Origin of the sequence: Tistrella sp. (assembly GCF_002684955.1) — a bacterium.
Lineage (GTDB): Bacteria > Pseudomonadota > Alphaproteobacteria > Tistrellales > Tistrellaceae > Tistrella > Tistrella mobilis.
Genome location: NZ_NYWI01000078.1, coordinates 1 through 23,922, shown reverse-complemented (window position 1 = coordinate 23,922; position 23,922 = coordinate 1). Strand labels below are relative to the sequence as shown.

Annotated in this window: 18 protein-coding genes and 1 riboswitch; of the genes, 9 read left to right on the top strand and 9 right to left on the bottom strand. The window is 68.8% G+C overall.

Annotated elements, in window-relative coordinates; all coding sequences use genetic code 11:
• The first annotated feature begins 128 nt into the window (after positions 1 to 128).
• The 3 genes from CMO28_RS26675 to CMO28_RS26665 all read left to right on the top strand — a co-directional run bounded on the left by CMO28_RS26675 (position 129) and on the right by CMO28_RS26665 (position 4,950).
• Positions 129 to 1,562 (top strand): short-chain fatty acyl-CoA regulator family protein, encoded by a 1,434-nt coding sequence (locus tag CMO28_RS26675; RefSeq protein ID WP_296719637.1) that lies wholly within the window; start codon positions 129 to 131, stop codon positions 1,560 to 1,562.
• Between the two features lie 19 nt (positions 1,563 to 1,581).
• A riboswitch (cobalamin riboswitch) is annotated at positions 1,582 to 1,802 on the top strand.
• A gap of 134 nt (positions 1,803 to 1,936) precedes the next feature.
• Positions 1,937 to 3,841: a ribonucleoside-diphosphate reductase subunit alpha gene (locus tag CMO28_RS26670; RefSeq protein ID WP_296719634.1), complete on the top strand. Its 1,905-nt coding sequence runs from the start codon at positions 1,937 to 1,939 to the stop codon at positions 3,839 to 3,841.
• Positions 3,832 to 4,950, top strand: a complete 1,119-nt coding sequence (locus CMO28_RS26665) for a ribonucleotide-diphosphate reductase subunit beta (RefSeq protein ID WP_062766823.1) — start codon at positions 3,832 to 3,834, stop codon at positions 4,948 to 4,950. Before CMO28_RS26670 ends, CMO28_RS26665 begins: the two co-directional genes overlap by 10 nt.
• Here CMO28_RS26665 and CMO28_RS26660 read toward each other — a convergent pair.
• Positions 4,917 to 6,074, bottom strand: a complete 1,158-nt coding sequence (locus CMO28_RS26660; protein WP_296719629.1) for a thiolase family protein — start codon at positions 6,072 to 6,074, stop codon at positions 4,917 to 4,919. The genes CMO28_RS26665 and CMO28_RS26660 overlap by 34 nt on opposite strands.
• 109 nt (positions 6,075 to 6,183) lie before the next feature.
• On the opposite strand from CMO28_RS26660, the gene CMO28_RS26655 reads away from it, so the two are divergent.
• Positions 6,184 to 6,990, top strand: a complete 807-nt coding sequence (locus tag CMO28_RS26655) for an alpha/beta fold hydrolase (protein ID WP_296719626.1) — start codon at positions 6,184 to 6,186, stop codon at positions 6,988 to 6,990.
• Here the strand turns inward: CMO28_RS26655 and CMO28_RS26650 are convergent.
• Positions 6,974 to 7,576, bottom strand: a complete 603-nt coding sequence (locus CMO28_RS26650) for a TetR/AcrR family transcriptional regulator (RefSeq protein ID WP_296719623.1) — start codon at positions 7,574 to 7,576, stop codon at positions 6,974 to 6,976. The genes CMO28_RS26655 and CMO28_RS26650 overlap by 17 nt on opposite strands.
• A gap of 161 nt (positions 7,577 to 7,737) precedes the next feature.
• On the opposite strand from CMO28_RS26650, the gene CMO28_RS26645 reads away from it, so the two are divergent.
• A complete protein-coding gene (locus CMO28_RS26645) occupies positions 7,738 to 8,154 on the top strand; it encodes a VOC family protein (protein ID WP_322111419.1) in 417 nt (138 codons plus the stop codon).
• Between the two features lie 12 nt (positions 8,155 to 8,166).
• On the opposite strand, the gene CMO28_RS26640 is transcribed toward CMO28_RS26645, so the two are convergent.
• The 5 genes from CMO28_RS26640 to CMO28_RS26620 form a co-directional block, all read right to left on the bottom strand.
• On the bottom strand, positions 8,167 to 10,107 hold the full coding sequence (locus CMO28_RS26640; protein WP_296719618.1) for a calcium-binding protein: 1,941 nt from the start codon (positions 10,105 to 10,107) through the stop codon (positions 8,167 to 8,169).
• 89 nt (positions 10,108 to 10,196) lie between these two features.
• On the bottom strand, positions 10,197 to 11,489 hold the full coding sequence (locus CMO28_RS26635; protein ID WP_296719616.1) for a calcium-binding protein: 1,293 nt from the start codon (positions 11,487 to 11,489) through the stop codon (positions 10,197 to 10,199).
• A 178-nt stretch (positions 11,490 to 11,667) separates the two neighbouring features.
• Positions 11,668 to 13,074, bottom strand: a complete 1,407-nt coding sequence (locus CMO28_RS26630; RefSeq protein WP_296719613.1) for an efflux transporter outer membrane subunit — start codon at positions 13,072 to 13,074, stop codon at positions 11,668 to 11,670.
• Positions 13,075 to 13,079: 5 nt separating this feature from the next.
• Positions 13,080 to 14,957 (bottom strand): MacB family efflux pump subunit, encoded by a 1,878-nt coding sequence (locus CMO28_RS26625; protein ID WP_322111418.1) that lies wholly within the window; start codon positions 14,955 to 14,957, stop codon positions 13,080 to 13,082.
• 82 nt (positions 14,958 to 15,039) lie between these two features.
• Entirely contained in the window at positions 15,040 to 16,224 is a 1,185-nt protein-coding gene (locus CMO28_RS26620) for an efflux RND transporter periplasmic adaptor subunit (RefSeq protein ID WP_296719608.1), read from the bottom strand.
• Positions 16,225 to 16,479: 255 nt separating this feature from the next.
• On the opposite strand from CMO28_RS26620, the gene CMO28_RS26615 reads away from it, so the two are divergent.
• From CMO28_RS26615 to CMO28_RS26605, 3 genes are all read left to right on the top strand, one after another.
• Positions 16,480 to 17,169 (top strand): response regulator transcription factor, encoded by a 690-nt coding sequence (locus CMO28_RS26615; RefSeq protein WP_062763368.1) that lies wholly within the window; start codon positions 16,480 to 16,482, stop codon positions 17,167 to 17,169.
• Entirely contained in the window at positions 17,166 to 18,515 is a 1,350-nt protein-coding gene (locus CMO28_RS26610; protein WP_296719604.1) for an ATP-binding protein, read from the top strand. Before CMO28_RS26615 ends, CMO28_RS26610 begins: the two co-directional genes overlap by 4 nt.
• Before the next feature lie 135 nt (positions 18,516 to 18,650).
• Positions 18,651 to 20,912: a methyl-accepting chemotaxis protein gene (locus tag CMO28_RS26605; protein ID WP_296719601.1), complete on the top strand. Its 2,262-nt coding sequence runs from the start codon at positions 18,651 to 18,653 to the stop codon at positions 20,910 to 20,912.
• Between the two features lie 23 nt (positions 20,913 to 20,935).
• Here the strand turns inward: CMO28_RS26605 and CMO28_RS26600 are convergent, their stop codons facing one another.
• Complete coding sequence (locus tag CMO28_RS26600; protein WP_296719599.1) at positions 20,936 to 21,811, bottom strand: hypothetical protein; 876 nt, start codon at positions 21,809 to 21,811, stop codon at positions 20,936 to 20,938.
• Between the two features lie 43 nt (positions 21,812 to 21,854).
• Positions 21,855 to 22,493 (bottom strand): LysE family translocator, encoded by a 639-nt coding sequence (locus tag CMO28_RS26595; RefSeq protein ID WP_296719596.1) that lies wholly within the window; start codon positions 22,491 to 22,493, stop codon positions 21,855 to 21,857.
• Between the two features lie 159 nt (positions 22,494 to 22,652).
• Between CMO28_RS26595 and CMO28_RS26590 the strand changes: the two genes are divergently transcribed.
• Positions 22,653 to 23,336: a hypothetical protein gene (locus CMO28_RS26590; protein ID WP_296719594.1), complete on the top strand. Its 684-nt coding sequence runs from the start codon at positions 22,653 to 22,655 to the stop codon at positions 23,334 to 23,336.
• The last annotated feature ends 586 nt before the right edge of the window (positions 23,337 to 23,922 follow it).

Genomic DNA, 23,922 nt, shown 5'->3' with positions numbered 1-23,922 from the left:
GATGGGATGCTTCGCAATATACGCAGACGGAAAAACCCGCAAATGACTGAAAATGCGTGGGTTTGCGAAGGGTGGCCCGGAAGTTTGCGAAGTTTGCGAAGATTCGGGGAGCGAAGGATGAGCCGGGCATGAGCAAGGCATTCATGGGTGTGCGGCTGAAACGGCTGCGCGAGGAACGCGGCCTGACCCAGGCGGCACTGGCCCGCGCGCTGGACGTGTCGCCCAGCTACCTGAACCAGCTGGAACGCAACCAACGGCCCCTGACCGTGCCGGTGCTGCTGAAGATCAATGCGGTCTTCGGGGTCGATGTGCAGATGTTCTCGGAAGACGAGGAGGCGCGGCTGATCGCCGATCTGCGCGATGTGTTGAGCGGCGAGGGGGCCGGCGGGCGGGCGTCGATGGCCGAGATCCGGGAACTGGCCGCCGGTATGCCCGAGATCGGCCGGGCGCTGGTCGGGCTGCACCGGAACTGGCGGGCGGCGGAAGAGCGGGCCGATGCGCTTGCCGCCCGGTTGGGGCAGGACGTCGCCGGCCAGACCCTGACGCCGATGCCTTACGAGGAGGTGCGGGATTTCTTCTATGCCCGCCACAACCATGTGGCCGAGCTGGACCATGCCGCCGAGGCGCTGAACACCGCGGCAGGCCTGGTTCCCGGCCGGGTTCTGCCGCGGTTGATCGCCCATCTGCGCCGCCGGCACGGTGTCGAGGTGATCGACGACGAAGAGCCGGGCGAGGCGGAAAGCCGGGGCGGGGTGCTCAGCCGCTTCGATCCCGAGCGCCGGGTGCTGCGGCTGGCAGCCGGGCTGCCGCCGGGCCGGGCCGCCTTCCAGATCGCCAGCCGGCTCGCCTTTCTGGAACAGGGGGCGGTGCTGGACCGGCTGTCGGCCGATCCGGGCTTTTCCGGGGAAGAGGCGCGGGTGCTGGCGCGGATCGGCCTGGCCGCCTATTTCGCCGGGGCGCTGATCCTGCCCTATGCCCCCTTCCTGGCGGCTGCGGAGGAACTGGGCTATGACATCGAGCGGCTGTCCCGCCGGTTCGGGGTGGGGTTCGAGACCATCTGCCATCGCCTCAGCACGTTGCAGCGGCCCGAGGCGCGGGGCGTGCCGTTCTTCTTCGTGCGGGTCGACCGGGCCGGCAATATCTCCAAACGTCAGTCGGCGACCGATTTCCACTTCTCGCGGGTCGGCGGCAGCTGCCCGCTCTGGAACGTGCACGAGGCCTTCGCCAGCCCCGGCCGGATCCTGACCCAGCTGGCCCGCATGCCCGATGGCCGGACCTATCTCTGGATCGCCCGCACCGTGGGACGCATGGGCGGCGGCTGGGGCGCACCGGGCAAGAGCTTCGCCATCGGGCTTGGCTGTGACCTGCGCCATGCCGGCCGGCTGGTCTATGCCAAGGGGCTGGACCTGTCCGATCCGGAGGCCGCGACGCCGATCGGCGCCGGCTGCAAGGTCTGCGACCGCCCGGCCTGCCCGCAGCGCGCCTTTCCGCCGGTGGGGCGGCGCCTGGCGGTCGACGAGGCGGAACGCCGCTTCGCCCCCTATCCCGCGGCCGAGGCTTGACGGCGGGACGGCGATCTGCACAAGATGCGGCGTTCTCGGTTCCCCAGGTCCACAAGATCTGGGGCTAAGAGGGAATCCGGTGCGACGGGGGACACCCCCGTCAATGCCGGAGCTGTCCCCGCAACTGTAGGCGGAGAGCGGCCACGCAAGACTGGGCCACTGACGGGCAACCGTCGGGAAGGCCGGCGTGGCGGCGGTGACCCGCGAGCCAGGAGACCTGCCGGAACCTTGGAATGATACGTCCCTGGGCGGGGAGTCCCGGCGGGCGCATGGCGGTTTCCGTCCGGCGACCCGCGGGTTCTGATCCCGTGCCCGCGCGTTCGGCCTGCCCTGCGTTCATCCGGCCCCGGTCCGCAGATCGATGGGTGAACGCCATGACCTCTCTCGCCTTCGACTTCGACCGGCACGGCCATCTGGTTCCGGTGACGGCTTCGCTGCCGCCCGAAGCCGTGCCGCGCCGGCCGCAGGCGCCGATCCCGTTTCCGCTGGCCCCCAAGCCGGTGCCGGCCGATCTGGTGCTCGATCGTGGCCGTGATGCGCTGCTGACCGATTTCGGCAAGGCGACGCTGCGTGACCGCTATCTGATGCCGGGGGAGAGCTATCAGGATCTGTTCGCCCGGGTCGCCTGCGCCTATGCCGACGACCGGGCCCATGCCCAGCGGATCTATGATGCGATCTCGCGGCTCTGGTTCATGCCGGCGACGCCGATCCTGTCCAATGGCGGCACCAGCCGCGGCCTGCCGATCTCGTGCTTCCTGAACGCGGTGCCCGACAGCCTGGACGGCATCGTGCGGACCTGGAACGAGAATGTGGCGCTCGCCTCCAATGGCGGCGGCATCGGCACCTATTGGGGCGAGGTCCGTTCCATCGGCGAGCCGGTGAAGGGCTGCGGCGAGACATCCGGCATCATCCCCTTCATCCATGTCATGGACGGGCTGACGCTGGCGATCTCGCAGGGCTCGCTGCGTCGCGGATCGGCCGCGGTCTATCTGGACGTGCATCACCCGGAGATCGAGGAATTTCTTGAAATCCGCAAGGCCTCGGGCGATTTCAACCGCAAGGGCCTGAACCTGCATCACGGCATCGCGATCACCGATGCCTTCATGGAAGCCGTGCGCGATGGCGCCGATTTTCCGCTGATCAGCCCCAAATCCGGCGCGGTGATGCGCCGCATCGACGCCAGGCGGCTGTGGCAGCGGATCCTTGAGACCCGGCTGCAGACCGGTGAGCCCTATCTTCTGTTCATCGACACGGTGAACCGGGCGCTGCCGCGCCATCAGCGGGCGCTGGGGCTCAAGGTCTCGACTTCCAACCTGTGCAGCGAAATCACGCTCGCGACCGGCGCCGATCATCTGGACGAGGAACGCACCGCGGTCTGCTGTCTTGCCTCGCTCAACATCGAAACCTGGGATCAGTGGCAGGGTGAGGCGGGGGTCGTCGAGGACGTGCTGCGCTTCCTCGACAACGTGCTGACCAGCTTCATCGAGACGGCACCCGACGAGATGGCCCGGGCGCGCTATTCGGCGATGCGCGAACGCTCGGTCGGGCTGGGCGTCATGGGCTTTCATGCCTTCCTGCAGGCGCGCGGCATCCCGTTCGAAAGCGCGATGGCCAAGGCCTGGAACCTTGCGATCTTCCGCAGGCTGCGCCAGGAGGCCGACCGGGCCTCGGTGTTCCTGGCCGAGGAGCGCGGCCCCTGCCCGGACGCGGCCGAGGCCGGCATGCAGGCGCGGTTCAGCCACAAGCTCGCCATCGCGCCGACGGCGTCGATCAGCATCATCTGCGGCGGCACCAGCGCCTGTATCGAGCCGGTCCCGGCCAATATCTACACCCACAAGACGCTGTCGGGCGCCTTTCCGGTGCGCAACCCGCATCTGGCCCGGCTGCTGACCGAACGCGGCCTCGACCGGCCCGAGATCTGGCAATCGATCGTCGAGCACGAAGGATCGGTGCAGCATCTGGACGGGTTGACCGACGACGAGAAGGCGGTGTTCCGCACCGCCTTCGAGATCGATCAGCGCTGGATCGTGGAACTGGCGGCCGACCGTGCACCCTTCCTGTGCCAGAGCCAGTCGCTGAACCTGTATCTGCCGGCCGATATCGATAAATGGGATCTGCACATGCTGCACTGGACCGCCTGGGAGCGGGGGGTGAAGAGCCTTTATTACTGCCGCTCCAAATCCATCCAGCGGGCGGGCTTTGCCGGCGGCACCCGTGCCGGGGCCAGCCTGGCCGCGACCGCACGCACCGATTACGAGGAGTGCCTGGCATGTCAGTGAGGCGCGTGATCGCCGGCGATCTCGATCCGATGACCCTGGTCGGCACCGGCCGGGTCGGGCTGCTGACGGCCACCGGCACCTATGACGTGGAGCGCTACCCCTGGGCCTATGCCTTCTGGAAGCGCCAGCAGCAGATCCACTGGATGGGTGAAGAGGTGCCGCTGGGCGGCGACGTCAAGGACTGGACCTCGGACCGGCTGAGCGATGCCGATCGCGGCCTGCTGACCCAGATCTTCCGCTTCTTCACCCAGTCGGATATCGAGGTCGGCGACAATTATCTGAAGCGCTATCTGCCGCTGTTCCAGCCGCTGGAAATCCAGATGATGATGGCCGCCTTCTCGAACATGGAGACGGTGCATATCGATGCCTATGCGCTGCTGCTGAAGACGCTGGGCATGCCCAAGGCCGAGTTCGAAGCCTTCCGCGACTATGCCGACATGCGCGCCAAGGCCGATTACATGCACAGCTTCGGCACCGGCACGGTGGCCGATGTGGCGCGGACGCTGGCCATGTTCGGCGCTTTCACCGAAGGCATGGCGCTGTTCGCAAGCTTCGCAATGCTGCTCAACTTCCCGCGCCACAACAAGATGAACGGCATGGGCCAGATCGTCAGCTGGTCGGTCCGGGACGAAAGCCTGCATTGCGAAGGCATCATCCGTCTGTTCCACGAATGGCACCGCGAGACCGGCGCGGTCACCCGGGCGGTGCGCGACGACATCACCGATGTGGCGAAGACCATGGTCGGCCTGGAAGACCGGTTCATCGATCTCGCCTTCGAGCTGGGGCCGGTCGAGGGGCTGCGGCCGGACGAGGTGAAGGCCTATGTCCGCTACATCGCCGACTGGCGGCTGACCCAGCTGGGCCTGACCCCCGTCCATGGCTGTTTCTCGGACCCCGACCAGGGCGCGCGGGCGCTGGTGCCGCACCCGCTGCCCTGGCTGGTGGAAATCCTGAACGGGGTCGAGCACGCCAATTTCTTCGAGCAGCGCGCGACCGAGTATTCCAAGGGCGCCACCCGCGGCGCCTGGGACGGGCCGGATGGCGTCTGGGCGGCCTTTGACCGCAGATCTGCCGATCAGACGGCTTCCAGGATCGTGGCGATGCCCTGACCGCCGCCGATGCACTGGGTGGCGAGCGCGAAGCGGCCGCCGCCCCGCATCAGCTGCTGTGCCGCCTTGGCGGTGATCCGCGCGCCGGAGGCCCCCAGCGGATGGCCGAGTGCTATGGCGCCGCCATCCGGGTTCACGATGTCCTCGGGGATCTCCAGCGCGCGCAGGCAGGCGACCGCCTGGCTGGCGAAGGCCTCGTTGATCTCGACCACGCTCAGATCACCCACCCCGATGCCGGCACGGGCAAGCGCCTTGCGGCTGGCCGGCACCGGGCCGATGCCCATGATCTCGGGCGGGCAGCCGGCAATCGCGGTGGCGCGGACCACCGCCATGATCGGCAGGCCCTGGGCGCGGGCGAAGTCTTCCGAGGTGACGAGAACCGCCACGGCGCCGTCGGTCAGCGGCGAGGCCGTGCCCGCGGTCACCGTGCCGTCGGCACCGAAGGCGGGCTTCAGCCCGGCCAGGCCTTCGAGTGTGGTCCCGGGGCGCAGGCAGCCATCGGCATCAACCACGCCGTCGGGCGTGTGCACCGCCACGATCTCGTCGGCAAGCCGGCCGGCCGCCTGGGCGTCGCGTGCCTTCTGCTGGGAGCGGAGGGCGAAGCCTTCCTGCGTCGCGCGGTCGATACCATAGCGCGCGGCCACGTTTTCGGCGGTGCGACCCATGGTGATATGGGCCTCGGTCATGATTTCGGCATCGGGCAGATCGGGGCTGCGGAAGCGCGGATTGGGCGAGAAGCTGAACCCGCCCTGGGGCACGCGGCTCATGGATTCGACCCCGGCGCAGATGAAGGCCTCCCCCGCACCGGTCGCGATCTGGCCGTGGGCGATATGGATGGCCGACATCGACGAGCCGCAGAAGCGGTTGACGGTCATGCCGCCGGTTTCGATCGGCAGGCCGGCGAGCAGGGAAGCGATGCGGGCGACATTGTCACCCTGTTCGCCTTCGGGATAGGCGCAGCCCATGATCACGTCCTCGATCAGCCGCGGATCGAGCCCGCTGCGGTCGAGAAGGCCGCGCAGCGGGATCGCGGCCAGATCGTCCGGGCGCATGCCGGCGAGCGCGCCCTTGCGGGCGAAGTGGAACGGGGTCCGGACATAGCCGGCGATGACGGTGCGGGTCATGGGGGAGACACCTTCGGATGGGGTGGTGGCCCTTTACGGGAGCGGTCGATGCTGTTAATGATGATGATCATCATGATTGAGTCAACCCGTATCGGAGCCCGTCGTTCCCATGTCGAGCAGCACCACCGCCACGGCGCCGCGTGCCGTGCCTGCACCGGCCGAGCTGGCCCGGGCCTTCGTCACCCCCGATCGCAGCCGCGCCCGGCCGGCCTGGGTGGAGCTGCCGCCGGCCCAGCGGGGTGAGCTGGCATTCGACGGCGAGACGCTTGCCCTTTATCAGTGGGGCACCGAGGGCCCCGTGGTGGTGCTGGTGCATGGCTGGGACGGCAGCCATGCCGACATGGCCGGCTTCGTGGCGCCCCTGCTGGCGGCGGGAAGCCGGGTGGTGGCCTTCGATCTGCCGGGACATGGCCGCTCCGGCGGCGAGGTTGCGCCGATCCCGGTGCTGGCGCGGGCGGTGGCCGCGGTGATTGCGGCGGTGGGGCCGGTGGCGGGGCTGATCGCCCATTCGATCGGCTGTGCCGCTTCGGCCGTCGCCGTGCTGGAAGAGGGCGCCCGGGTGGCGCGGCTGGCCTTTGTGGCGGCACCGGCGCGCTATCTGGACGGTGCCCGGGCGCTGGCGGCGCAGATGGGGTATGACGAGGCGGCGCGCACGGCGTTTGAGGCGGAGCTGGACCGCCTGGGCGCCCGTCTTCACGAGATGAACCTGCCGCGCCAGGCACGGATGGCGACGGTGCCGGCCCTGTTCTTCCATTCCGCCGATGACCGGGTGGTGCCGATCGCGGCGGGGCGCGCCTCGGCCGGGGCCTGGCCGGATGCCGCCATGGTGGAGCTGGACGGGCTGGGCCATGCCCGTATCCTGGCCGATGCCCGGGTGATCGCCCGGGCGGTGGATTTCGTCAGGCCGGCCGGCTGACCCCGTCGAGCAGCGCATCGATCGCCGTGGCGATCTCGGCATCGCCGAGCCGGCCTTCGCTCGCCGCCAGCGCCGCTTCGTTGAGCGCGCCCGAAAGCAGCAGCGCCGTGGCCTGAACGGTGAGGCCGGGACGCAGCCGCCCAGCCTGGGCCAGGGCGTCGAGGCCCGCGATCAGCGTGCCCAGCGCATGGGCGGCATCCACCTCGCGCCAGACCTGCCAGCCGAGGACGGCGGGGCCGTCGATCAGCACGATCCGGCGGATGCCGGGGCGCATGCAGGCGGCCACGAAGGCGCGCGATCCCCGGCGCAGGGCGGCGAGGGCATCGGGTGCCGCAGCGGCGGCCGCGTCGATCGCGGCCACCACATCCTGCTGGGCATCTTCCAGAACCGCCCGGAACAGGGCCGCCTTGTCGGGGAACTGGTGATAGAGCGCGCCGCGGCTGAGCCCGGTGGCGGCGACCAGTTCCGGCGTGCCGGTCGCGGCATAGCCCTTGTCGGCGAAGGCCTTGCGGGCAGCCTGGATCAGCCGGCGCCGGGTGTCTTCCGAGCGCTCGCGATTGCTCCGTCGTCCGGTGCCTCCGGTCATGATTCGTCCAACCCCCAGCCTGTCCGGAGCTGACGCTACGCGCCCTGGGCGGCGCCCGCAATCGGGATATTTACAAACAGTCTGCCTGTTTGTTTAATGGTGGTGGTTGTTCACGAGCGGCCGGACGCGATGGCGCCCTGGGCCCGGGGGAGGGATGGATGATGAGAATCGACAGCTGGTATCCGGTGATCATGACCGATCGCGTGGTCGAGACGGCCGCCTTCTGGCAGACGCATCTGGGCTTCGCGCCGGTCTTCGTCGCGGACTGGTACGTGCATCTGCGCCATGCCACCCATCCCGAGGTGAACCTGGCGGTGCTGGACTACGCCCACGAGACCGTCCCGGCCGGATATCGCCGGCCGGTCGGTGGCGTGCTGCTGAACCTGGAGGTCGACGACGTTGATGCCGAATGGGCAAGGCTGCAGGCAGCCGAGGGGGTCGAGGTGATTCAGCCGCTGCGTGACGAGGCCTTCGGCCAGCGGCATTTCATCATCCGCGACCCGGCGGGGACATTGATCGATCTGATCCGGGTGATCCCGGCCTCCGACGCCTATGCCGATGCCTGGGTCCAGGGCTAACTAAGCCATTGGTCAGAGAATGAAGTCGGCGGCCGTCAGGCTGGTGACGCCGGTGACCAGGATGCTCATATCCGAGGATCTGTCGCCGTCGAGGTCGGCGTAGACCAGCACGCCGCTGGTCACCACGGCCACCCGCACTTCGCCCCCTTTACCCGAATAGCCGGCGCTGCCGATATAGGTGAAGGCCTGATTTCCGCTGGTGCCGGTGACCGCATCAATGGCCGAGAGGTCGATGCGATCCCCCTGGGCATGGGAGAAGTCCTCGATCCGGTCGCGGCCGGTGGCGGCAACGGTGCTGTCCGAGGCGGCGGTGTAGACGAAGCTGTCGCGCCCGGTGCCGCCGCTCAGGATATCGGCGCCCTTGCCGCCCTGCAGACGGTCATTGCCGGCGCCACCGTGGACACGGTCGACGGTTTGCGACCCGATGAAGACGTCATTGCCGGCATTGAGCCAGATCGTCCGGCCATTGGTGATCTTTGTGATGCCGGAGAGGTTGAAGTCGTCATTGCCATCCGTGCCGTTGAGGTCGGCCTTGGTGAAGGCAAGGATTTCGACCGAGGCGGCGGCGTCCAGGGTCAACGCAGAGGTCTCGGCGCCTGCAACCACCTGCAGGGTATCCGTGCCGGTGCCGCCGCGGATGATATCGGCGCCGAAATCGCCCTGGACCCGGAAGATGTCGTTGCCGCCGTCGCCGAGCAGCGTGTCGCTGCCGCCGCCCCCTTCGATGATGTCGTTGCCGGCGCCGCCTTCGATGCGGTCGTCACCCTCGCCGCCATGAACGTCGTCGACGGTTCCGGAGCCGGTGAAGACGTCATCGCCGTCATTCAGCCAGATGGTGCGCCGGCCGATGATCGTGGTGATGCCGCTGAAGTCGAAATGATCGTTGTCATCCGTGCCGCTCAGGTCGAAGCCGTTGAACTTCAGGACTTCGACCGACGCGCTGGCCGGCAGCCGCAGGCTGCTGGTCTGGGCGCCGCCGACGATCTCGAGCGTGTCGGTGCCGGTGCCACCGCTATAGGAATCGACCCCGAAGGCGCCCTGGACGCGGAAGATGTCGTTGCCATTGCCGCCGTTCAGTACATCGCTGCCGGCGCCGCCTTCCAGGATGTCGTTGCCGTCGCCCCCCAGAAGCCGGTCATTGCCGTTGCCGCCGTCGACCATGTCCCCGGCCTTTGAGCCGTTGAAGCTGTCGGCCCCCGATCCGAGACGGATGGTCTGACGGTTTTCATAAGCGGTGACGCCCGAGAGATCGATGGTGTCGCGTCCGCTGGTGCCTTCCAGCGCAGCACCGGTCTCGAAGCGCAGGATTTCGATCGAGGCCGATGCGTTGAGCGACAGATAGCTCAACTGAGTGCCGCCTGCGATCACCACACGGTCGGTGCCGCCGCCGCCCAGGATCTTGTCCTGGCCGGTCCGTCCCTGCAGCACGATGCGGTCATTGCCGTCATTGCCGATCAGCGTGTCGTTGCCGATACCGCCTTCGAGGATGTCGTCACCGGCCCCGCCATCCAGGCGATCGTCGCCGGTGCCGCCATGAACGCTGTCGCCGGCGGCCGAGCCGGTGAAGCGGTCATCGCCGTCGTTCAGCCAGATCGTCCGCCGGCCGATCAGGCTGATCACACCCCCAAGGTTGAACACGTCGTCGCCATCTGTGCCGGTGAGGTCGAAACCGGCAAAATCGATCCGCTCCACCGACGCCTTGGTGCCGAGCACGAAGCTGGCGGTACTGACCCCGTCGGTCAGCCGGATCGTGTCGGTACCGGCACCGCCCCGGAAGGTGTCGGTGCCGGTCGCGCCCCAGATCAGGAAGGTGTCGTTGCCGTTGCCGCCGTCATAGAGATCATTGCCTTCGCCGCCATCGAGGATGTCGTTGCCGTCGAGCCCGTAGAGCGTGTCGGCGACATCGGTGCCGGTGAGCCTGTTATTGCCCGAGGTGCCGCGGATGGTTGCCATGGATCTGCCACTTCATGTGAGGCGACGGGAACGTCGGTCGCCATCCTGCGGCAGGCCGGCTGCAAAGTAAATCGCGGACGCAGAGGCAGTCAGAGGATGAAGTCGCTTGCGACAAGGCTGCCGACCCCGGCCACCAGGATGGCGAAATCGGCAAAGCGATCGCCGTTGATATCCCCCTCGATCAGCAGGCCGGATGTGGCTGACACCGCATGAAGCTGCATGGCCTTGCCGGTAAAGCCGGACGTGCCGATGAACAGAAATGTCCCGGCGAATGCAGAGAGGTCGATCTTGTCGCCACCCGCCCGACTGAAGTCGAGGATGGTGTCACGCCCCGAGGCCGCAGTCGTACTGTCGCCGGTACCCGTATAGATGAAGCGATCAGCACCGGTGCCGCCGCTGAGCCTGTCGGCGCCGATCCCCCCTTCGAGCAGGTCGGCCTCATTGCCCCCTGAAATGGTGTCGTTGCCGCTGTTGCCGAAGAGCTGGTCTTTGCCGACCCCACCCTTCAGGATGTCGTTACCGTCGCCGCCATCGACGAGATCGGTGACGGCGCTGCCGGTGAACTGGTCGTTGCCGCCGCCGAGGCGGATGACGGTGGCCCTGGTGTAGCCGCCGAGACCGGAGAGGTCGAAGATGTCGGCGCCGACGGTGCCGGAGAGGTCATACTCGCCGATGTCGAGGCGTTCGATGCTGCCGGTGGTCTTGACGGTGAAGCGGGTGCTCCAGGCGTCGTTTGTGAGCCGGATGGTGTCGGTGCCGGCACCGCCGAGATAGGTGTCGGCATCGAAGCGGCCGGCGAGTTCGAAGACGTCATTACCGGCGCCGCCATCGAGCTGATCGTTGCCGAGGCCGCCATAGAGGACATCGTTGCCGGCCCCGCCCTTCAGGATGTCGTTTCCGTCGCCGCCATCGACGAGATCGGTGACGGCGCTGCCGGTGAACTGGTCGTTGCCGGCGCCGAGGCGGATGACGGTGGTCTTGGTGTAGCCGCCGAGACCCGAGAGATCGAAGATGTCGGCGCCGACGGTGCCGGAGAGGTCATACTCGCCGATGTCGAGGCGTTCGATGCTGCCGGCGGTTTTGACGGTGAGGCGGGTGCTCCAGGCATCGCCTGTGAGCCGGATGGTGTCGGTGCCGGCGCCGCCGAGATAGGTGTCGATACCGAAGCTGCCTGAGACGATCATGACATCGTCCCCCGTGCCACCATCCATCCTATCGTTGCCGCTGCCGCCGACCAGCTGGTCGTTGCCACTCTCACCGGAGAGCACGTCGTCGCCGCTCCGGCCGTCGAGAATGTCGTTGCCCGCCCGACCCTGGATCAGGTCGTGGCCTGTGGTGCCGGTGATGCGGTCTGCGCCGACCCCGCCGGTGAGGTTTGCCATGGTGAAATGCCTCGAAAGATCATGTCGGTCATCAGGACACGAGGCGTATGCGCCATGGCTGCCGGGGTGCGGAAGAATTGCGGGCCGAGGGCGATCCGACGCTCATCCGGCATGATGACGGCGCCGGATGAGCGGATGGTAACTCTGGTGTGTTTCTGTTTAAAGATGCTATCTGTGGTTATGGGGTGGCAGACGTGGCCGATCCGCCGAGGGCCTGGTAAAGCGTGATCATCGCCCGGATCTCTTCCAGCCGGTTTTCAAGCAGGTTGAGTTCGGCCGTGCGGCGGGTTTCCTGGGAGTCCAGCCAGGACTGGAGGTCGACGGCCCCCGCCCGGTAGCGGGTTTCGTAGATCTGCTCGGCCGCGCGGGCGGCCTCGAGCGCGGCCTGAAGGCGCAGGTCGCGTTCGGCGCGGCGCTGGCGCGCCGACAGGGCGTTTTCGGTGTCGGCGAAAGCCTGGTAGAGGGTCTGGCGGAAATTGACCACCGCGGCCTCGTAATCGGCTTCGGATGTGCGGATGGTCAGGTCGCGCTCGGTCCAGTTCAGGAAGGGCAGAGTGAGGCCCAGGCCAAGCGTCGCCACCGGGTTGGCGAGCAGGTCGCGGAGTGCGACGCTGCTGCCGCCCAGGCTGCCGGTCAGCGAGAAGGTCGGCAGATAGCTGGCGCGGGTGGCGTCGATATCGGCGAGATTGGCACGCAGCCTGAGTTCCGCCGCCCGGATGTCGGGCCGGCGGGCCAGCACGCCCGCCGGCAGCCCGGCCGGGATCGCCGGCAGCATGCCGTCCGGCAGGCGGTCGCGGGCCAGATCCACCGGCTGGGGCGGGGCATCGAACAGGATCGACAGCGCGTTGTCGTTCTCCACCTGGCTTTGCAGGATCAGCAGCCGCGCGGCTTCCTGCGATTCGACATTCTGCCGGGCCTGGAGCCGGTCGAGATCGGAGACCGCACCCGCCCGCCAGCGCACGTCGACGATGTCGGCGATCCGGCGCGCATAGTCCAGACTGGCATCGGCCAGAGCCAGGCGCTGGGTGAGATAGACATGGGTCCAGTAAAGCTCGGCCGTGGTGGCGGCCAGGCTGAGGGCGGTCGCCTGCCGGTCCTGTTCGGTGGCGGCGGCCTCGAAGCGGGCGGCGTCGAGCGTGCGCCCCAGCCGGCCCCAGAGGTCCAGCTCCCAGCTGACCGTGAGGTTGGTGGAATAGCTGGTGGCGCTGGTGTCGTCGGCGAGTTCCCGGTCGCGCGAGACCTGGGTGGACGAGCCGAGCCGGGGCAGGGTGTCGTCTTCCGCCAGCCCCGCTTGAAGCTGGGCCCGGCGTACCGCGATCGCCGCGGCGGCAAGGCCGTTGTTGCGGGCGAAGGCCCGGTCGATCAGCCGGTCGAGTTCGGGTTCCTGGAACACCGTCCACCAGGCATCGGCCTTGACCGATGCGGCATCGAGGGTTCTGGGCAGGGCCCGGTCGGCGGAACTGCCCTGTTGCCAGCCGGCCGGAAGCTGAAGGGCCGGCCGGTCGTAGGGCGTTTCCATCAGACTGCCGCAGCCCGAGAGGGCGGTGGCGACCATAAGGGCGAGGGAGATGCGGAGAGGGGACATGGACGTCATTCCCGCGCCAGGGCCTCGACCGGATCCAGCCGTGCGGCGGAGCGGGCGGGCAGGAAACCGAAGATGATGCCGATCAGGGTGGAGCAGGCGAAAGCCGCGATGATCGAGGTGCCGGAATAGATCATGGCCACGCCGTTCTGTTCCAGCAGGGCGCCGATGCCGAAGGCGAGGCCGACGCCCAGCGCACCGCCCAGCAGGCAGACCAGCACCGCCTCGATCAGGAACTGGCGCAGGATGTCGCCCTGACGCGCGCCCACCGCCATGCGCACGCCGATCTCGCGCGTCCGCTCGGTGACCGAGACCAGCATGATGTTCATCACGCCGATGCCGCCGACGATCAGCGAGATGAGCGCGATCATCGAGACCAGCAGGGTCATGGTCTGGGTGGTGCTCTCGATCGTCTGGCGGATGGTGTCGGTGTTCATCATGAAGAAGTCCCGCACGCCGTGGCGGCGGGTCAGCAGCGCCTGGATGTTGCGCTCGGCCACGTCGCTGGCCACCTCGTCGGAGACGCGGACGGTGATCCGCTGCAGATAGTTCTGGCCCAGCACCCGGTTCATCGCAGTGGTGTAGGGGATCCAGACATTGAGCGCATCCGAGCTGCCGAAGGCGCTGTCCTGGGTGTTGGCGACCCCGATCACCCGCACCGGCACGGTGCCGAGGAAGATGACTTCGCCGATCGGGTCGACACCATGCTTGAACACCTCGTCGCGGGTCTTGGTGTCGATCACCGCTTCCTGGGCGCGGCGTTCGACACTGGTGTCGTTGAAGATCTGGCCGTCGGCCATGGTATAGCCGCGCACCCGGAAGAATTGCGGCCCGACGCCTGAGATCGAGGCAGTGAGCGAGACATTGCCGTAGCGCAGCGTCGCCGAACTGGAGACCTGGGGGGTGACGCTGTCGACATAGGGCTGGCTTGCCAGCGCCTCGGCATCCGACGGCAGCAGGGTGCGTACCCGGCCGGCGCGCATGTCGCCGAAGCTTTCGCCCGGCATGACATCGATGGTGTTGGTGCCGATCGATGAGATGCTCTTCAGGATTTCCTGCTGCGAGCCTTCGCCGAGCGCCACCACCGAGACCACCGAGGCGATGCCGATGATGATGCCGAGCATGGTGAGGAAGGTGCGCAGGCGATGAGCCACCATCGCCCGCAGGGCCATGCGGAAGGCTTCGAGATGACGGGCGATGCCGAAACCGCCGCGCCGCCCGGCCGGTGCCAGGCGGTCGCCGGTGGGCGCACCGGCATCTTCCTTGCGGCGGTCGGCGATGATCCGGCCGTCGCTGATCTCGATGATCCGGTCGGCGATCGCCGCCACCTTGGCATCGTGGGTCACGATGATGATCGTGTGGCCCTGCTGATGCAGTTCGCCCAGCAGCTTCAGCATCTCTTCGCCGCTGCGGCTGTCGAGCGCGCCGGTGGGTTCGTCGGCCAGGATCACCCGGCCGCCGTTCATCAGCGCGCGGGCGACGCTGACCCGCTGCTGCTGGCCGCCCGACAGCTGGCTCGGCCGGTGGCCGGTGCGGTCGCCGAGCCCCAGCCGACCCAGCAGGTCCAGCGCCCGCTCCCGCCGGCTGCGCCGGTCGCCGCCGGCATAGACCGCCGGAATCTCGACATTCTCGACCGCCGTCAGCGTCGAGAGCAGGTGATAGCGCTGGAAGATGAAGCCGAAATGCTCGCGGCGAAGTTCCGCCAGCTCGTCGGGCTCCAGCTCGCGGGTGTCGCGGCCGGCGATGCGATAAGAGCCGGCGCTGGGCCGGTCCAGGCAGCCCAGAATGTTCATCAGCGTCGACTTGCCCGAGCCGGAGGCGCCGATGATGGCGACCATCTCGCCCGCCTCGATGTCGAGGTCGACGTCCTGAAGCACCGCGACCATGCGGTCGCCGGCCGGGAATTCGCGGCGCAGGCCGCGGACCCGGAGCAGGGGTTCCCTGGCGGTATCGGTTCCGGTCACGGGCTCAGAACCCCATCGGGCCACGGGGGCGGCGGGCCTGCATGTTGGTGCCGACGGTGGCGGTGTTGGTGGCGACCACCCGCTCGCCCTCTTCAAGCCCGGTCAGGATCTGGGCCTGAACGTTGTTGTCGATGCCGACCGTCACCTTGCGGGGGGTGATGGTGCCGTCGGCACCCAGCACCTGAACCATATAGCTGCCGTCGGCGGCACGGGTACCGAGCGCGGAAGACGGGATGGTGAGGGCATCAGGGGCCCGGTCGATGATGATCGAGACCTGGGCTGTCATCGAAATCCTGAGCTTACCGTCGGGATTGGGCACGTCGAACAGCGCATCGTAATAGATTGCCGTGCTGGACGAAGACGACGAACTGCTGGAGGACGATGAAGAGGTGGTGGAGCTGGTGGTGGTGGCGACCGATTCCGGCGCCGGATAGACCGACCGCAGCTTGCCGGTATAGCGCCGGCCCGGCTCCCCCAGGATGGTGAAATAGACGTCCTGGCCGGGCACGACCCGGGTCACGTCGGCTTCCGAGACCTCGGCGGTGACGGTCATGGTGTCGAGCTGGGCCAGCATCACGATGGTCGGCGCGCTCTGCACCGCGTTCACCGTCTGGCCTTCCTTGGCGACCACGGCCACGATCGTGCCGTCCATGGGTGCCGTGATCCGGGTGTAGCCCAGATCGACCTTGGCCGTGTCGACGGTGATTTCGGCCTGCGCGATCTGGGCTTCCAGCGCGGCGAGTTCGGCCTTTGTGGTGGCGAGCGTCGCCTCGGCGTTTTCGTAATCGGCCCGGGCACCGGCGCGGCCGGCCAGAAGTTCGCGTTCGCGCCTGAAGGCGAGTTCCGCCTGTTTCAGCGCGGCCTGTTTGGCGCGATACTGGGCACGGACATTGGCGAGGGCCGCTTCGGCATTGCGCAGATCGTTCTGCTGGTTGAGCGAATCGATCTCGGCGATCAGGTCGCCGGCCTTGACCTTGTCGCCGACATCGACCGCGAGCGTCTTGATCTGGCCCGAGACCTGGGCGCCGACGCTGACCATCTTGATCGCTTCCAGCGTGCCGTTGGCGAGCACGGTGTCTTCCAGATCCGCCCGGTGGACGGCAACGGTCGGCGGCGGCGCCGGCGGCGCCTCGGGGAAGGCGTAGCGCCAGATGCCGTAGCCGGCAGCGGCGAGGACGAGGAGGAGCACGGGCAGCCGCAGGGCGCGGAGGCGCCGGGCGAAGCCGGAGGCGGGACCGGAGGACGGGGAGGACACGGGATGAACGGCTCGATCCTGGGTGACGCGGAAGAAGTCGGGCTAGAGCATAACCGAGCGGAAGGCCGCCGTCGGTAAGGCCTGTGTGGATGATACGTAAAACCCCGGTAAAACCGACGCGAGCCCCCTCACGCCCGGTCGCGGACCGGTATATGTTCGGCGCAACGTCATGACGGCACAGAGGGATCCATGTCCGGCCCGCGCATCCTGATGATCGACGACGATGCCGAACTCGGTGCCATGCTGACCGAGTATCTGGCCGGCGAAGGGTTCGACACCACCCTCGTCACCACCGGCGATGCCGGGTTGGAGGCGGCACTCGGCGGCGGTTATGCCGCCGTGCTGCTCGACATCATGCTGCCGCGGATCGGCGGGCTGGACGTGCTGCGCCGGCTGCGCGCCGCCAGCCGGGTGCCGGTGATCATGCTCACCGCCCGCGGCGACGATGTCGACCGGGTGGTCGGGCTGGAACTGGGCGCCGACGATTACGTGCCCAAGCCCTGCTATCCGCGCGAGCTGGTCGCACGGCTGCGCGCGGTGCTCCGGCGCAGCGAGGCGGCGGCGCTGGTGGCGCCCGCCTCGATCGAGGCGGGGCCGATCCGGCTTGAGACCGAGGCCCGGCGGGTGATCGTGGCCGGCGAGATCGTGGACCTGACCGCCACCGAATTCAATCTGCTGGAACGGCTGATCCGCGCCGGCAACCGGGTGGTGGCCAAGGACGAGCTGTCGCGCGAGGTGCTGGGCCGGCCGCACGAGACCTATGACCGCAGCATCGATGTCCATATGAGCCATCTGCGCCGCAAGCTGGTCGAGCGCGGGGTCGACGAGACCGTGCTGGAAACCGTGCGCGGGGTGGGCTATCGGGTGAACCGTGCATGAGCATGCCCATCCTGGCGGCCGTGAGGGGCCGGCTGTTCTGGAAGATCCTGTTCGGCTTCGGCGTGACCTTCTTCCTGATGGTCCAGACGCTGTGGGTCGCGATCCAGTTGTTCGACGATCCGCCCCGGCCGATCATGCGCCTGTTCGAGGACCGGCTGGCCCCCGTCGAGGTGGCCTCGGCGGCGGCCGCGCTGGAAACCGGCGGCCTGCCGGCCCTGCAACGCATGATCGCCGCCTGGCCCGCGGATGAGCGGGCGGGGCTGATGGTGCGGCCGGCCGATGCCGGCACCCTGCCGGACACGGCGGTGATCCGCCGGGACGACGTGCTGATCCGCCATGCCCTGGCGCCCGACGGTACGGTTTGGCAGCTGTCGCGCGACCTGGCGGACCTGCGGGTACCCCCGCGCCCGGGCGGCCCGTTCAAGATGCCGCCCGAGATCATCCTGCTGGGGGTCGCCGGCGGTCTGGTGTTCAGCGCCGCCCTCGCGCGCTATCTGATCCGGCCGATCCTGCGGCTGCGCCGGGGCTTCGACGACCTGGCCGGCGGGGATCTCGGGGTGCGACTGGGCCCGGCGATGGGGCGGCGGCGTGACGAGCTGGCCGATCTCGCCCGTGATTTCGACGTCATGGCGGCGCGGCTGGAACAGACGGTGGCGGCGCGCGACCGGCTGCTGCACGACGTCTCTCACGAGCTGCGCTCGCCACTTGCCCGGCTGCATATGGCGGTGGGGCTGGTGCGCCAGTCGCCCGATCGGGTGGCGGTGACGCTGGACCGGCTGGAGCTTGAAACGGCGCGGCTCGACACGCTGGTGGGCGAGTTGCTGACCCTGTCGCGGGTGGAAAACGACGCCCCCCGCCGCGAGGATTATTTCGATCTGCACGGGCTGGTGGCCTCGGTGGTGGCCGATGCGCGGTTTGAGGCCGGGCCCGCCGGGGTGACGGTGGAGAGCCATGTGACGCCGGCGGCAAGCCTTGCGGCCGGCGCGATGCTGATCAAGGGCAGCGCCGAGCTGATGCGCCGCGCGGTGGAGAACATCATCCGCAATGCGCTGAAGTTCTCGCCCGCAGGCGGGGTGGTGAGTGTGTCGGTGGATATCGACGCGCGGGCACATCGCCACGTGCTCAGGGTCCGCGACCGGGGGCCGGGGGTGCCGTCGGAGATGCTGGCCACGATCTTCGAGCCCTTCGTGCGCGGCCCCGACGGCAGCCGCAGCCAGGGCTACGGCCTGGGTCTCGCCATCGCCCGGCGCACGGTGGAGGCCCATGGCGGGCGGATCGCCGCCGCCAACCGGACGACCGGCGGGCTGGAGATGACGGTGACGCTGCCCTGGACGATGACCGCCTGACCCCGGGTGCGTGACCCGTTCGTTAAATGTCATTGCACCGTCATGCGCATGTCATCGCCACCCTATACCTCTTGGCGAATTGGTCGCCCCGGTTCCGGGGGGCCCGTCGTCAATCGGTTCGGGAGCGCGCGTTCCATGACCATCCGTCGCAAGCTGACGATCGGCTTCGCCGTTCTGCTGGTTCTGGCCGTGGCCGGCTTTGGCGCGGCGGTGGTGGCACTGGACCGGGCTGGAACCGGGCTTGCCGCCTATAAGGACGATGTCGGCGCCGCCCGCGCCATGGCCGCGGCCGAGGGTGACCTGGCCGCTGCCGGTGCCGCTGCCGATCTGCTGGTGGCGACGGGCGATCCGGCACGGCTGGAGGCGTTCCGCAGCCATGTCCGCTCGGCCGAAGAGCGGATCGACGCTCTGGGACCGGCGGCGGAGCAGGTCGCGGCCGCAACCCGGGCCTTCGCCCGGGCGGTCGAGGAACTGGCCGAGGTCGAAATCGCCCGCGGCGCGCTCTGGCGGGAGCAGATGGAGCCGGCCTTCAGGACATCGGAAGGCGGGCTGACCGACATCATCCGCGAAAGCTATATCGATCAGGACATCCAGTCGGCCTATCAGGCGGCGGTGATCCAGCGCTTCCTGCTGACGGCGCGCGAGGAAGCGGGCCTGTTCATGGCCTCGGGCGACATGGCCCATGCCGATGCGATGGATGCGGCCCTGGCCGAGACCAGGCGGGCGGTGCTGTCGCTGGAGCTGAAGATGATGCATCCGGGCCGGCTGGAGACGCTGTCGAAGATTTCCAATCTGCGCAACGACCTTGCCAAGGGGGCGAAGACCCTGCGCGAGCTGGTGGGCCAGGTCGCCGAACGCCGGACCGAGGCGGTGGAGGTGCTGGGGCCCAGTGCCGCGCAGCTTCTGGCCGACACCCGGCGCAGCCTGACCCAGACCGCCGATGCCCGTGGTGCCGCCGAGGCGGCGGCGACCGCCGACACCCGCTTTGCGATGATCGGGCTGGCCGTGGTGGCGGCGGTTGCGGCCCTGCTTGCCGGGCTGATCATCGGCCGGGCGGTCACCCGGCCGATCGGCGGCATGCGCAAGGTGCTGGCCCGCGCGGCCGAAGGCGACCTGACCGCTGACCATAGCGGTGGCCGGCGCAATGACGAGGTCGGCGCCATGGCCCGTGACCTTGACCATATGCTTGCCCGGCTGCGCGGTGATCTGGGCCGGGTGCGCGATGTCGGCGCGTCGCTGGCGGTGCGGTCGCGCGATCTGGATCGGATGGGTGGCCGGCTGGGCCAGGCCGCCGACCAGACCGAGGGGCGTGCGGCCGCGGCCCGCGACTCGGCCGGTCAGACCATGAACGTGCTGTCGGGGTTGGGCTCGATCGCGGAAGAACTGTCGGCGAGTGCCGCTGCGGCATCGGATGCGGTGCAGCGGATCGTGATGGCCAACCGCAATCTGGACGGCCATGCCCGCTCGGTGACCGAGGCGATGCGCGCCGCCGTCGATGAGGGCCGCGAGGTCGGCCGGATCGTCGCCGACGGCGCCGAGGCCGCCCTGGCCGCGACCCGATCGGTCACCCGGCTGGACGAATCGAGCCGCGGCATCGGTTCGGTCAACCAGGTGATCCTGGACATTGCTCAGCAGACCCACATGCTGGCGCTCAACGCCCAGATCGAGGCGGCACGCGCCGGCGAGGCCGGGCGGGGCTTTGCGGTGGTGGCGGGCGAGGTGAAGCGCCTTGCCGCCCAGTCGGCCGATGCGGCGGAAGAAATCGGGGCCAAGATCGTCGCCAGCCAGGCGGTGGTGGCCGAGGTGGTGACCGCCATGGCCGATCTGGAGACGCGTATCGGACGGATCGAGGCTGGCATGGCCCGGATCGCCGAGGCCGTCGGTCGGGCCGACGGAGCCGCGGTCGCGATTGCCCAGGCGGTGGCGGAACAGGCGGGTGCCGCCGACGAGATTGCCGGCAGCAGCGCCGAGGTGGCCCGGGCGGCAGGCGAGGTGGCCGAGGCATCCGCCCAGGCCCGCGATGCCGGCGATGCGGTGCTGCGCGAGCTGGAGGCGCTGGGCGCTGCCTCGGCCGAGAACCGCATGGCCGCCCGCACCAGTGCCGTGGCTGCGGCCGAACTGATCGGCGATGCCGACCAGCTGGCCGAGATGGTGGCCGGCTTCCGGATCGACGATCGCGACCTGTCCGCCGCGCCTGTGGCTGCCCAAACCGGGACCGCGGTCGTCGAGACCGCCGCTGCGGTGCAGGAGGTGGTGGAGGTGCAGGACGAGGCATCCGCGGCCCCGGCCGCGCAGATCCCCGCCGGGCGCCCGGTGGTGACCGCAGCCCAGCGCCCCCGGCGCAGCAGCGGCCGGCCGATCCCGCTCAAGGCGGCGGCGATGGCCGATCGGGATTGATCCCGGGGCGGCGCGCCCAGGCTTCAGTGCAGCCGGTAGCCCTGAAGCAGGGGCTGCGAGCAGAGCTGGTCGATCTGGTGCGCCTCCAGCGTCTTTGAGCGGAACTGTGACGGCACGTCCCGGCCGACCCGCCGGGTGACGCCGGTGAGGGGAACGCCATCGAAGATCGTCTGGTTGGCGATGATCGCCTGCCAGCGGTTGCGCAGGCACAGCCGCCAGGCGATCCGCCCCGCCAGCCGGCCGAAGGCGGCCGGATCGCTGGTATGGATCAGCCGGCCGAAGGGTTCGAACCAGCGCCGGCGCACGGTCTTGAACATGGCATAGACCGGCGGGCCGTCGGGATCTTCGATCGCGACGTGGTGGCAGTCGCGCAGGTCGCGATGGTCCGACAGGATGCGGAGCGAGGCCGGGTCGATCCGGTCCGGCACCAGCCGGTTGCCGACCCGATACTCGGGCCGGCCCAGGCTGGTGGGCAGCGGGTAGAAGGCGACGACGCCGGTTTCCAGATCCTTGAAGCCGAACCGCGCACCGATGTCGTAGACCGTCTGGGTCGGCGTGTGGTTGACGATGGTACGCTTGCGCATGCCGATCACCGGCAGCAGCAGGTTCAGGCTTTCATCGCGATGGCTGTCGCGGACATACCAGCTGTGGATTTCGCAGAAATCCTGGGGCTTGCCGTCGATCTCGCGGGTGGTGAACAGGGTGCCGAGGAAGCCGGTCACCTCTTTCTCGTCTTCCATCAGGAAGCCGTAATAGCCCTCGTTGCCGCCCCAGACCGGGCGGAACATGCGCCGCCGGGCATCGAGCGGCAGGTTGCGGGCATTCAGGGTCGACGACCGCAGCAGTTTGTAGACCGCAAACATGTCGCTTTCGACCGCGCGCCGGATCCGGACCGCCATGCGCTTGGACCTCCCTTGGGCGAATGCCGGCGCCGGCCGCGGCTCAGCGGACGTCGACGGCGAGCTTGAGACCGAACAGCACCAGCACCCCGCCGGTCACCCGGTCGAGCCAGGCGACCACGGCCCCGCGCCTCAGAACCGAGGCGAGGCTGCGCGTGGCGAGGGTGAGGGCCAGGAACCAGAGCAGGCCTTCGACGGCATGGATGCCGGCGAAAGCGAGGCTCCAGGTCAGCACGTCACCGCCGGCCGGGATGAATTGCGGCAGGAAGGTGACGTAGAACACGCCGACCTTGGGGTTGAGCAGGTTGGTGAGCAGGCCGCGCATGAACCAGCCCTGGCCACGGGCGCGGGGCGCCGCTGCAGCGGCCGCGGCGTCGAGTGCCGCCCCACCGGTGCGGGCGCCGCGAATCATCGAGATGCCCATCCAGATCAGATAGGCGGCCCCCACGATCCTGAGCGCGTCGTAGGCGAGCCTGGACACCGCCAGCACGGCACCCAGCCCGACCGCGGCGATGGCACCCCAGGCGAGCACGCCCATGCAGATGCCGGCGCCTGCCTGCATGCCGCGCTTCGGCCCTTCGACCGCAGCCGTGCGCAGCACCAGCGCCGTGTCGAGGCCGGGGGTCAGGGTCATCAACAGGGCGGCCAGGGTGAAGGCCAGGGTGGCATCGATCGGCGTCATGCGGATGGGGCTCCGGGCGGAAAGCGCGAGGGGACCGATCGATGATAGCCGCGACCTCTGACGACAGCACGTCGTTTTGTTGATCAACTGAAAGTAGATATGCCCTACAATCTCCGGCACGTTTTGCAAGGAACGCGACCAACACCGGGGAGGCGTGCCATGACCCTGATCGATCTGCCCGTCACCGGGCGGGCGCCGGAAGCCGCGAGGATGGCGAGTCCGCCGGTCCGGGACTTGGAAGCGACGCCGGGGCTGCCGCCGCCCCATGCCGTGGCGGGCCGTCTTCATGTCGGCGCGGCGCGGTTGAACGGGCGGCTGGCACGTGATGCGACCGGCAGCTGGTGCTTCACCGCCGATGGCGACCACCTGCCTGAAGCGGTGGCCGGGCGGCTGGCCGATCCGGCGACGGCGGTGGCGATGGTGCCGATGGTCGACCGGCGGGTGCTGCGCCGGCTGCGGCTGGGGCCGCTCAGGATGGGGGTCGCCTCTGTCGATGCCGGGCGGGGCGTGGTGCGGCTGACCGCTGCGCTCTGCGGCCCGGTGGTCGAGCGGCTGCCGCGCCCGGAAGAATCATTGCCGGCCATGCTGGACGGACGCAGCCTGAACCGGCGGCGGCTGCCGGCCTGCGTGACGGCCATCGGCCCTTACGAGGCGGTGGCGGAGGTGACCGGCCCCGCCGCCCTGCTGGTGCCCGGAACGGTGATGACCCTGACCGTGGCGCGGCCCTGGGCCACGCCCTTCCGGCTGCGTGGCCGGATCGTGTTGCGCGGCGCCAGCTTTTGGACATCCGCGTGCCACCTTTTAGACGAAAAAATTACTCCGCTGGGCCGCAGGCGTCGGTGATCCCCGCCGACAGAGACTGGTTGATCCAGTTATTGGTGCCGCCCGTCGCTTCGAACTGCACCTCGGCCGGTGTGCCCGCAAAGCGTGTGAACCCGGTGTAGGCGCCATATGAATTCTTGGCATTGATCTCGCCACACGCGAGGCGGCCGCCGGGTCTTTCATGCCGTGCCGGACCTTGGCGATGGTCTCTGCCTCGAACGTATCCTCGGGAAAGGCCGCGCCGGCTGTGGCGAGGTCGCGCATCGACGCGATCGCCCGCCGCTCAACGCCTTTGTGGTAGTTGCGCATGGACTGCACCGGATCCACCGGCGGCGGCGAATAGGTAGGCTGCTGGGCGCAGGCGACGAGGGTCAGGGCGGTGAGCGCGGCAAGGATTTGGCGGGTCATGGAAGCCTCTCGGGTGCGTGAGTGGTGATCTACCGTACCGCGATTGACCGGCGACAGCTACGCCCACGCCCGCAGCACGAACCGCCAGCTGCTCTTGACTATCGACTGACGCGACGCGTCAGCCGCGACGATACGGACGATATCGCCGTCGCTGCTCTGGATCAGCCTCACATCGGTGGCGTCGGCCACGACCGTCCAG